General features: G+C 43.4%; 9 protein-coding genes. 8 read left to right on the top strand and 1 reads right to left on the bottom strand.

Annotated elements, in window-relative coordinates; translation table 11 throughout:
• Window positions 1–21 precede the first annotated feature (21 nt).
• From QM870_RS03160 to QM870_RS03180, 5 genes are all read left to right on the top strand, one after another.
• A complete protein-coding gene (locus QM870_RS03160; protein ID WP_414368577.1) occupies window positions 22–468 on the top strand; it encodes a MarR family winged helix-turn-helix transcriptional regulator in 447 nt (148 codons plus the stop codon).
• Window positions 465–2,267, top strand: coding sequence for an ABC transporter ATP-binding protein (locus QM870_RS03165; RefSeq protein WP_414368580.1), 1,803 nt, complete (start codon window positions 465–467; stop codon window positions 2,265–2,267). Before QM870_RS03160 ends, QM870_RS03165 begins: the two co-directional genes overlap by 4 nt.
• Window positions 2,260–4,020, top strand: coding sequence for an ABC transporter ATP-binding protein (locus tag QM870_RS03170; RefSeq protein WP_414368583.1), 1,761 nt, complete (start codon window positions 2,260–2,262; stop codon window positions 4,018–4,020). The genes QM870_RS03165 and QM870_RS03170 overlap by 8 nt, the downstream gene beginning before the upstream one ends.
• Window positions 4,021–4,732: 712 nt before the next feature.
• On the top strand, window positions 4,733–5,248 hold the full coding sequence (locus QM870_RS03175) for a phosphatase PAP2 family protein (RefSeq protein WP_414368585.1): 516 nt from the start codon (window positions 4,733–4,735) through the stop codon (window positions 5,246–5,248).
• Between the two features lie 83 nt (window positions 5,249–5,331).
• Window positions 5,332–5,958, top strand: a complete 627-nt coding sequence (locus QM870_RS03180; protein WP_024054808.1) for a GNAT family N-acetyltransferase — start codon at window positions 5,332–5,334, stop codon at window positions 5,956–5,958.
• Between the two features lie 21 nt (window positions 5,959–5,979).
• Here the strand turns inward: QM870_RS03180 and queG are convergent, their stop codons facing one another.
• The gene (gene queG, locus QM870_RS03185; protein ID WP_049522814.1) at window positions 5,980–7,119 is read right to left on the bottom strand and encodes a tRNA epoxyqueuosine(34) reductase QueG; all 1,140 of its coding nucleotides are present in this window, start codon (window positions 7,117–7,119) and stop codon (window positions 5,980–5,982) included.
• Between the two features lie 115 nt (window positions 7,120–7,234).
• Here queG and manA point away from each other — a divergent pair, with 115 nt between their 5' ends.
• The 3 genes from manA to QM870_RS03200 all read left to right on the top strand — a co-directional run bounded on the left by manA (window position 7,235) and on the right by QM870_RS03200 (window position 11,419).
• Window positions 7,235–8,179 carry a mannose-6-phosphate isomerase, class I gene (gene manA / locus QM870_RS03190; RefSeq protein WP_049522813.1) on the top strand — a complete coding sequence of 315 codons (945 nt, stop codon included), beginning with the start codon at window positions 7,235–7,237 and terminating at the stop codon, window positions 8,177–8,179.
• A gap of 279 nt (window positions 8,180–8,458) precedes the next feature.
• The gene (locus tag QM870_RS03195; RefSeq protein ID WP_049523116.1) at window positions 8,459–9,199 is read left to right on the top strand and encodes a MerR family transcriptional regulator; all 741 of its coding nucleotides are present in this window, start codon (window positions 8,459–8,461) and stop codon (window positions 9,197–9,199) included.
• Between the two features lie 375 nt (window positions 9,200–9,574).
• Complete coding sequence (locus QM870_RS03200) at window positions 9,575–11,419, top strand: APC family permease (RefSeq protein WP_155198784.1); 1,845 nt, start codon at window positions 9,575–9,577, stop codon at window positions 11,417–11,419.
• The last annotated feature ends 72 nt before the right edge of the window (window positions 11,420–11,491 follow it).

The raw sequence follows: 11,491 nt of genomic DNA on the forward strand, positions 1-11,491 counted from the left end.
TGAGAACTATTTGGAGGAATGATGGACAAACCGTTACAAGAATTTAAAAAAATCGGCCATCTCATTCACCTCATGGTAGAAAGAGAGGCCAAGAAGCAGGGGCTTGAATTTAGCGCAGGACCCCAAGGTCAGGTATTGAGCTTCTTATCTCATCGTGAAAAGGAGGGAAAAGTGACCTTGATTCGGGATGTTGAGCAGGAACTTCATATCGCAAAATCCGTGACCAGTAATCTGATCAAGCGAATGGAGAAAAATGGCTTTATTTATTTAGAGGCTAGTCCGACCGATAAACGGGCCAAGTATGTCTACCTAACAGACAGTGTGAAAGCCAATTTGAATGACATGAAGCAATTCTTTGAGGAAGTGGACCAGAAGATGATGGCTGGTGTATCAGAAGAAGAATTGGCCATCTTTTTCAAGGTCATGCATCAATTTTATGAGAATATGAAAAAAAGGAGCGAGGAATGATCAATATGTTTCGGCGGTTAACCGCCAAAGAATGGGGCATGATTGCCCTTAGTACGGTCTTTATCTGTCTGGCTGTTTGGATGGATTTAAAGACTCCTGAATACTTATCTGATATCACGACCCTCTTAGCTAAGGATGGGACCAAGGTTTCTGATATTATGGATCCGGGAAGCAAGATGTTGCTCTTCTCTTTTGGAAGCTTTTTGATGGCAGTTTTTGTGGGCTTTTTGGCTTCAAGAGTCGCTGCCAGCTTTACGACGCGACTTAGAGGAGAGATTTTCCATCAAGTGATGGATTACTCTGATGCCGAGATCAAGAAATTCTCCGTTCCCTCTCTCTTAACTCGTACAACCAATGATTTGACCCAGTTACAAATCATGATTGTCATGGGGATGCAAGTTGTGACGCGTGGTCCCATTATGGCGATTTGGGCTCTGACCAAGATTTGGGGGAAGAACAGTGCCTGGACAACGTCTGTTGGGATTGCGGTCTTGATGGTCTTGATTCTTCTCTCTGTTCTTGTTCTGATTGCCTTTCCGCGCCAGCAAAAGGTTCAGGGTTTGACCGATGCCTTGAATGCGACGACACGGGAGAGTTTGACTGGGGTGCGCGTGGTCCGTGCCTACAATGCAGAAGCGTATCAAAATGAAAAATTCCAAACGGAAAACAAGGGCTTAACCCGTCTAAATCTCTTTGTTTATCGTTTGATGTCTCTGATGAACCCTGTCATGACAGTGGTATCAAGTGGTTTGACCCTTGCTATCTACTGGATTGGGGCGCACTTGATCAATGATATCGCCATGCCAAAAGATCCTACAAAGATCTTCACCAGTCCTGCATTAGCGGATCGGACCAAGGTCTTCTCCGATATGATCACCTTCTCCTCTTACGCCATGCAGGTTGTCATTGGCTTTATGATGATGGTGGCCATCTTGATTATTCTGCCTCGTGCCTTAGTATCCGCAAAACGGATTAATCAGGTCTTGGCTCTAGAGCCGTCTGTTGATTTTCCATCTGAGTCCAAGACTGAGTCTGGAGAAAAAGGAAGTGTAGAATTTCAAGACGTTTCCTTCCGATATGGACGGACTTCCCGTGCTGTGATTGAGCACGTGACCTTCTCAGCTCAGAAAGGACAAACCGTTGCCTTCATCGGATCAACTGGTTCTGGTAAATCCACTTTGGTCAATTTAATCCCGCGTTTTTACGATGCGACAGAAGGAAAGATCTTAGTGGATGGGGTGAATGTCAAGGACTATAGCCACCAAGAATTGAACAATAAAGTCGGCTACATTCCACAAAAAGCAGTGCTCTTTAGTGGCACGATTCGCTCCAATATGGAATTTGGGGAAAGTAGCCAAGGAAAATTAGAGGATGAAGCCATCTGGAAAGCTCTTGAATTGGCCCAAGCCAAAGAGTTTGTTGCCGCAAAAGAGAAGGGCTTGGATACAGAAGTAGCGCAAGGAGGAAGCAACTTCTCTGGAGGACAACGTCAACGTTTGGCGATTGCGCGTGCCCTTGCACGCAAGCCCGAGATCCTCATCTTTGATGATTCCTTCTCAGCCCTGGATTATAAAACAGATCGGATCTTGCGACAAGCCCTAAAAGAAAAGTTGGCAGATACGACCAAATTGATCGTTGCGCAACGGATTTCGACCATTATGGATGCGGATTTGATTTTGGTCTTGGATCAAGGGAAGGTCGTCGGTCAAGGTACCCACAAGGAATTGCTTGCGACCAATGAAGTCTATCAAGAAATTGCCTATTCACAATTGTCTAAGGAGGAGTTGGAACATGCATAAAACAAAACAAGAATCGTCCCTTTGGAGACAACTTTCTCCCTATTTGAAGGGCTTCCACCTATTTTTCCTAGTTGCTATCCTCTTTTCGGTCGTATCGAGTATTATCACGGTTATTGGACCGGATAAATTAAAAGAAATCACGGATACTATCACAAAAGGGATGGGAGGAGTCATTGATATTGACAAGATCACTTCGATTGCTCTGACCTTAGCCATCCTTTATGGAGTTGGAGCACTAGTGTCCTACAGCAGTAGCTTCATTATCTCAACGATGATTCAGCGCTTCGCAGAACGCTTGCGCAATGCCATTGCTGAGAAGATCAATCGCGTGCCCCTCCAATATTTTGATAGCCATGAACAAGGAGATACCTTGTCTCGTGTGACCAATGACGTGGATTTGATGACCCAATCCTTTAACCAAAGCTTGGTTCAAATGGTCTCTTCTATTGTCTTATTGATTGGCTCCATCCTTATGATGTTTAAGACGGACTGGCACTTGGCGGTGACAGCGATTGTGTCCGTCTTTGCAGGTTTTGCTCTTTCCAGCATCATTATGGTCAAGAGCCAGCCTCTCTTTAAGCAACAACAGGACAACCTTGCCAAAGTTTCAGGTTATGTTGAAGAAATCTATAGTGGCCACAATATCGTCATTTCCTACAATGGCCGTCACCAAGCCAAAAATCATTTTGATGCCATCAACCAAGATTTGTACCATAGCATGTGGAAATCCCAATTCTTCTCTGGGATCATGATGCCCTTGATGCAGTTTGTAGGGAATTTCGGCTATGTCATGGTCTGTATCGTTGGGGCTGTCCTCACCATTAATGGAGACATTACCATCGGGACCATTGTTGCCTTTATGACCTATGTCCGCATCTTTACCCAACCAATTAGTCAAATGGCTCAAGGCATTACCCAATTGCAATCAGCTAGTGCTGCTATGGGGCGTGTCTTTGAATTCTTAGACGAAGAAGAAATGGAAGATGAATCCCAAAAAACACGCCAATTGGAAGTGCCAAAAGGTCATGTTACCTTTGAACATGTTCGCTTTGGTTATTCACCAGATAAGACTATTATCCATGACTTTACAGCTGAAGCTAAGCCAGGACAGAAGGTGGCCATTGTTGGTCCGACAGGTGCAGGTAAGACGACCATGGTCAATCTCTTGATGCGTTTTTACGACATTCAAGCTGGTAAAATTACCATCGATGGTGTGGATACTAAGGCCATGAGCCGAGAAGAAGTTCATGATGCCTTTTCGATGGTCTTGCAAGATACCTGGCTATTTGAGGGGACCATTCGAGAAAACCTGGTCTTCAATCAAACGGATATTTCAGACGAAGCGGTGGAAGCAGCAACCCGAGCGGTTGGGGTCCATCACTTTATTCGGACCTTGCCGAATGGCTATGATACTGTATTAGATGATTCAGTGACCTTGTCCGTGGGTCAAAAGCAACTCTTGACCATTGCGCGTGCCCTCTTGAAGGATGCTCCGCTTCTTATCTTGGATGAAGCAACCTCATCTGTCGATACCCGTACAGAAGAGTTGATTCAAAAAGCTATGGACAAACTCATGGAAGGCCGGACCTCCTTTGTCATTGCCCATCGCTTGTCCACTATTCGTAATGCGGATCTGATTCTCGTGATGAAAGATGGAAATATTATCGAGCAGGGTAATCACCAAGAACTCATGACCCAAAATGGCTTCTATGCTGATCTCTACAATAGCCAATTCACAGAAGAAGTAGCGTAACAACAAGATACAAAGCCCGTAAAATGCACAGTGAAAATAGGGAGTAGGACAGAAGCTATACGATTGTGGACGCTTCGCCGTCCTACCCCCACAAGGCTGATTAGAATTCTTCCGAGCTTATCAAGCGAGAGAAGAGTTCAATCAGCTACTGTGTCTGGAAGTTAGTGCTAGTATAGTTAGCGTTTTTCACCCAGCATTTAGGGCGTGTTCAATTCGTGTAACGGCAAGCACAATGGTGCCTTGCCGACACGACTCACTAACTCCTCAGGTGGATAATATCGATCCACCTTCGTCCTGTCGCAATTCCGACAAGATACAAAGGGCGTAACATACAAAGTGAAAAAATGAGAGTGGGACAGAAATCGGTAATTCGTTAGAATTCGATTTCGTCGTCCCACCTCCGCACAGTTGAGTAGGGCTGTAAAAGCTGATGAAATCAGCGTAGTAGAGCCCACTCAACCACTGCGTCTTGTTCGACAATCCAAAAACAATTAAGAGGCTAGGACTTTTGTCCCAGCCTCATTTTTTTATCGATAATAGTAATGGAAAAGACGTTTCTTGGAGACAGAAAAATGATAAATCATCAGATTTTAGTGCTAAATCATGTGAAAAAGAAGAAAGAAAGGATAAAAAAGAAGCCTGGCTTGACAGGCTTTCTTAGGATCGCGTATACTAGTAGTACAAAAATGAGATGATAGACAGGAGTGCCAACATGAAGCCCAATCTTCAAGATTATCCGAAATTTTATCGTTGGCTAACCCTGCCTTTTACGAGAAAGCCACATCGTGTGCAGGTTCTTCAAAGGATGAATCGAATCCTGACTTTCGTGATGCCAGGCATCTACGGCCTGGTCTTTTGTTGGCTGTTTTTAAAGAAAACTTCAATGGGAGAAATCTGGCCTTTTATCTGGATCCCTGCTTCGGGTTTTGTCTTGTTTAGCCTCTTTCGTCATTGGGTCAATGTTCCAAGACCTTATGAAAAATGGGAGATTCAACCCTTATTAGAAAAGAATTCATCTGGTCATTCCTTTCCTAGCCGACATGTATTTTCGGCGACCATTATCTCCATGTGTGTCTGTCAGTTGTCGCTTTCTCTAGGAATGTGCTCCATGCTCCTATCTCTTCTATTAGCCCTTGTCCGAGTTATTGGAGGGGTTCATTATTCCAAGGATGTTCTCGTCGCTTGGGGGCTGGGACTCGTTTGGGGAGGACTCTTTTTGCTGGTTTGAATGAACAAATTGCTGAAAATTGACCTTTGTCTAAGAGCGAGGGATAGTGTATACTGGAAAGTGGACTTAGAATAGGAGAGAAGATGAAGTACAGAAAAGCAGAAAAAGCAGATCTGGATCAGGTGGTTCGAGTAGCCAGTACAGCCTTTGAGGACTATCTATTTTTAAAAGTTATCAAGGATTTGGTTCGGGATCCCAAGCAATACCCAGCCTTTGTTGAGGCAATGATGCGCATCTTGGTGAAGGTTTTTCTTAAGCACCATATTTGCCTTGTGGCAGAAAAAAACGATGAAATTTATGCGGTAGCCTTGTTGCAAAAGGGACCGATTCCTTTTCGGGCCTATCTCTTAAATGGGGGATTTGGTTTGCTCAAGTTTATTTCCTTGAAAAATATGTTGGCCTACTTTAAATTTATGGAGGACACGGATAAGGAATTGGAGCAAAATGTAGACTTTGATTGGTATTTGATGCTTCTCGCAGTCGCCCCTAAACACCAACGGCAGGGCTATGGCAGTCGCTTTATGACAGAAGGAATTGAGCCTTTCTTGGAAGAGATCCAAGGAAAAAAACTAGCCTTTTATACCAATACCAAAGGAAATGTCTATTTTTACACGAAAAATGGTTACAAGGAAGTCTATTCAAGTGAGATTAGCTTTAACCAAGTAGAGATGGGTAGTTGGTATTTCTTGAAGGAACTAAAAAAACACTAAGGATACAACCTTAGTGTTTTTTCATTGTAGCTGTGAATCTGCTTGAACACTGAATTTTTCAAAGAAAGCAGTTCGTTCTTCTATGATGGCATCCGTCGGATGTTTGATATTCCGTAAGAGCTCAACAAGGTCCGGCGTGACTTCACGGAGCAGTTGCCCTAAAGACCAGATAGCCGTTGCAATATGAATCTGATTTTGTGAAGTTTCGATGATGTTCAGGAGCTTAGGAATGGCCGAGCGGTCATTGGCATTGGCTAGTGCGATAATGGCATTGCGCTGGAGGATATTTTTGCCTCGCCAGCTTCCAGCAACGTTCCCGAATTTTTCCTTAAATTGACCGTTGGACAGTTCGATAAAGGGAATCAACTCTGGATGAGCCAGATCAGGATCGATTTCTGTTGCCAAGGGATTATCTAGCCCTTTGTTATAAGGGCAGCTAATCTGACAGATGTCACATCCATAGATGACCGTTTTAATTTTCTTGCGAAATTCTAGGTCCATCATGCCCTTGTCTTGGGTTTGGAAGGACAAACAACGCTTGGCATTCATAGAGCCATCTCCGATTAAACAGGAGGTTGGGCAAGCATCTAAACAACGCCGACAGTCTCCACAACCATAGTCGACTGGCTGATCCGGTTCGATTTCGAGGTTGGTAATCAATTCGCCCAGAAACATGTAAGAACCGTATTCTTTTGAAATGACCAAGCCATTTTTTCCGATAAAGCCAATCCCTGCTCGTTGGGCGACAGCCGTATCAACCAATGCTCCAGTATCGACCATGCCCTTGTATTCAAAATCCTGCGTCATTTCTTCAATCCCAGTAGCTAAGCGGTTGAGCTTGTCTTGAAGGACATAATGGTAGTCTAACCCCCAGCTGTTTGGAGTGAATTTTCCTCTTTTATAGGCTGTTTTTTGAGGTTGTTGCTTGAGTTTGTGGGGGTAGGCGACAGCGATTGAGATGATGGTCTTTGCGGAGGAGAGACTTAATTTGGGTTGGATGCGCTCTTCAATATTCTTATGCTCGAATCCAGAATTCCGTCCTTCCTCAACGGCCAAGCGGAGCGATTTTTCCAAATAAGCAAAGTCATCAGCAGTTGTAAATCCAATTTTTGAAATCCCAATAGAATGCGCCAGTTGGATAATATTTTCTTTTAGTGTCATCCCTTTCATTATACACAAAAATGAAGTTTCTGGCGAGAGAGGAAAATAATGGGAAGGGCTTTCAAAAACTTTCTTTTTTTTGTATAATAGAAACATGAAATGCGAGGAGGATATTATGGGACAACCATTATTTTTACATTCAGTCATGCAGGAAAAAATTTGGGGAGGAACTCGTCTGAAAGAAGAATTTGGTTACGAAATTCCGAGCGACCATGTCGGTGAATTTTGGGCGATTTCAGCCCATCCACATGGTGTTTCTAAAGTAGCCAATGGTCCATACGAAGGAATGGGATTGGATCAGCTCTATCAAGAGCACCGGGAATTATTCAGTAATCGTAAAGAGCCTGTCTTTCCTTTATTAACAAAGATTTTGGATGCCAACGATTGGCTCAGTGTACAGGTGCACCCAGATGATACCTATGCAATGGAACATGAAGGAGAACTTGGAAAAACTGAGTGTTGGTATGTGATTGCGGCTGATGAAGGATCTGAGATTATCTATGGACACAATGCCAAGTCAAAAGAAGAACTCCGTCAGCAAATTGAGGACAAGAACTGGGATGCTTTGCTGACAAAGGTTCCAGTCAAGGCTGGAGATTTCTTCTATGTGCCAAGCGGGACCATGCACGCCATTGGTTCTGGAATTTTGATTCTTGAAACCCAACAGTCGAGTGACACCACCTACCGGGTTTATGATTTTGACCGCAAGGATGCTCAAGGAAACTTGCGGGAGCTTCACTTGGAAAAATCGATTGATGTGTTAAACATCGGTGAGCCGGCAAATAGTCATCCAGATACAGTTGTTGTCGATGATCTTCGAATGACCACCTTGGTTGCAAGTGACTTCTTCACCGTTTATAAGTGGGAACTGACTGGAAAAGCTGATTTTGAAAAGACTGCTGATTACAGCTTGTTAAGCGTCTTAGCCGGAGAAGGAAAATTGACGGTAGATGGAAAGGATTATCCTATTCGAAAAGGAAGTCACTTTATCTTACCGAGCGATGTTGAATCTTGGACTTTGGAAGGGCAAGGTTTAGAATTGATCGTGAGTCATCCATAAAAAAGAAAGGGTTTGAGTTAAAAGTTGTGAAACAACTCAAGCCTTTTTTATCTGAAAACTTTTTTTATGTTAAGCCTTGACTCTGACCTAAGGGGAGGGGTTATACTATCCTTGTAATACTCTTCGAAAATCAAATTCAAACCACGTCAGCGTCGCCTTACCGTATATATGTTACTGACTTCGTCAGTTCTATCTACAACCTCAAAGCAGTGCTTTGAGCAACCTGCGGCTAGCTTCCTAGTTTGCTCTTTGATTTTCATTGAGTACAAGGAGGAAATCATGTACCATATCAAAGAAGCTGCAGAGCTGTCGGGTGTCTCTGTCAAGACCTTGCACCACTATGACAAGATAGGACTTCTCGTTCCTGTGAAATCTGAAAATGGTTATCGGACATACAGTCAAGAAGATTTAGAACGATTACAGGTGATTCTCTACTACAAGTATCTAGGATTTTCCTTAGACCAAATAGCAGAACTCTTAGCTGAAGAAAAAGCTAACTTATTGCCCCATTTGACCAAACAGTTGGACTATTTGACTCAAGAAAGACAACGTCTGGATACCTTGATTTCTACCTTGCAAAAAACCATTCAAGAACAAAAAGGAGAAAGAAAAATGACCATTGAGGAAAAATTCACTGGATTTAGCTATCAAGATACTCAAAAATACCAGCAAGAGGCGGTAGAGAAGTACGGTCAAGAAGTCATGGACCAAGCGCTTGAGCGCCAAAAGGGGCGTGAAGATGAGGCTACGGAAGCCTTCAACCAAGTTTTTCAAACTTTGGCGCAAAATCTCAAAGATGGTCTATCCGTATCCGCAAATGAAAATCAAAATCAGGCAGCTAAACTTTTAGAAGCAATTCGAACGTATGGATTTGACTGCTCTATAGAGGTTTTTGGCCATATCGGCAAAGGCTATGTCTATAACCCAGAATTCAAGGAAAACATCGACAAGTTTGGAGCTGGCACAGCCCAGTACACTTCGGATGTCATTGCCCACTATGTGGCACATCAACCCAAATAAAAAAGAGAGAGTGGGACAGAAATCGGTAATTCGTTAGAATTCGATTTCGTCGTCCTACCTCCGCACAGTTGAGTAGGACTGTAAAAGCTGATGAAATCAGCGCAGTAGAGCCCACTCAACCACTGCGTCTTGCTCGACAATCCAAAAATAATTGAGAGGCTAGGATTTTTGTCCTAGCCTCGTTTTTTGCTTGGATCAATTTGAAAAGAAGCTGGCTGATCTAAGAGAGGTTGGATAAATGAACACAATGAAAACTTTACGAAGATTTCACAATTTCAGTTGACAGTCTTGAAAAAAAAGAGTAGAATAACCCCAGTTTTATGAAAAAGAGGCAGGGAATTCCCGGCCTCATGATCTTTTTTCAAGGAGTTTTTTATGTTTTCAACATTGAAAAAATGGTTTATTGGCCGTCCGTTGAAATCTGGTGCAGAAGGTGAAGGCGGATTGCTAGGGAAAATGCAGGCTTTGGCCATGCTCTCTAGTGACGCACTTTCTTCTATTGCCTATGGTCCAGAGCAAGTTATCTTGGTCTTGATGACCGTATCAGCAGGAGCTATTTGGTGGTCCATTCCAATTGGGATTGTGGTCCTGGTTCTCCTAGCTAGTTTAACGATTTCTTATCGCCAAGTCATTCATGCCTACCCTCAAGGGGGAGGGGCCTATATGGTGACTACGGAGAACTTGTCTCCCAAAGCGGGTTTGATCGCTGGTGGTAGTCTCTTAGTCGACTACATGCTGACAGTAGCAGTATCTGTGTCTTCCGGTGCAGATGCCATCACGTCAGCGATTCCATCTCTTCATCCTTATAATCTTCACATTTCCATTTTGTTGGTCTTGATTTTGATGCTGATGAACCTTCGGGGGCTACGTGAATCAGCGACATCATTGATGATTCCGGTATACCTTTTCATTGTCAGTACCATTGCCTTGATCGGCTATGGTGTGATCCAAATCTTGACGGGTCACTTGGCCTATAACGCAACTGCTCATGTGGGTCAAACCATTTCAGGGGTTAGTATTATTCTCTTATTGCGGGCCTTTACGAGTGGATCCGCTTCCCTAACAGGGGTTGAAGCCATCTCCAATTCGGTTCCTTTCTTTAAGAAACCAAAAGCAAAGAATGCAGCTTCTACCTTGACCATTATGGCTTTGATTTTGGGGATCATGTTTGCAGGGATTACCTTCCTCAATTACTGGGTGGGTGTCGTTCCGGCTAAAGGGGTAACAACTCTAGCCCAAATGGCCCAAGCCATCTTAGGGAATTCCCCAGTTGGACAAGCCTTCTTTTACATCTTCCAATTATCAACAGCCTTGATCTTGGCAGTTGCGGCTAATACCGGTTTCTCCGCCTTTCCAATGTTGGCCTTTAACATGGCTAAAAATAAATACATGCCACACATGTATATGGAAAAAGGGGATCGTCTGGGCTATTCTAATGGGATTTTGACCTTGGCGATTGGTGCCATCGTCTTGCTCTTGATTTTTGATGGACAAACAGAAAGCTTGATTCCGCTTTATACCATTGGGGTCTTCATTCCTTTTGCCCTTTCTCAAACAGGGATGGTGATCCACTGGAAACGCCAATATCAAAAAGGATTTCTTAAGTATTCGCTTGCCAATATCCTGGGGGCAGCCATCTGTTATGGAATTGTCTTGATCCTCTTATTATTCCGTTTGCGTGAGATCTGGCCCTTCTTCCCTATTATTGGTCTCTTGCTTTGGATGTTCTTGAGTATCCGTAATCACTATGATAAAGTTGCGGCTCAATTGCGCTTGGGAGGTAAGATCGAAAAGACAAGTTATGCGGGCAATACCGTGATTGTCCTTGTTGGGAATGTCACTCAGGTAAGTGTGGGAGCTATGAGTTATGCAAATAGCCTAGGAAACGATGTTATAGCTATGCACGTCTCAACGGAAGAAACCAAGGTTAAAGACGCTGAGGTAGCAGAAGAATTTAAGCACTATTTCCCTCATATTCGCTTTGAAAATGTCATGACCAGTTACCGGGATATTATCCAGCCAACAGTTGAATTTGTCTCAAAAGTGGCTGAGGAGGCCAAGGAAAAAGGCAACACCGTTACAGTCCTAGTCCCTCAATTTATCCCTAAAAAACATTGGCAAAATATTCTCCACAACCAAATGAGTTTGAAATTGAAGTATGCACTTCGTTGGCATGAAGAAGTGGTTGTGGCAAGCTATTCTTACCATTTGTCTGAATAACGATCGCCTAAAGAAAAGATGTCTGCTTGAGCAGGCATCTTTTTGGATTTTCTTACACGAAAAAAACCACTC

This window comes from Streptococcus parasanguinis (assembly GCF_047463195.1).
GTDB lineage: Bacteria > Bacillota > Bacilli > Lactobacillales > Streptococcaceae > Streptococcus > Streptococcus parasanguinis_R.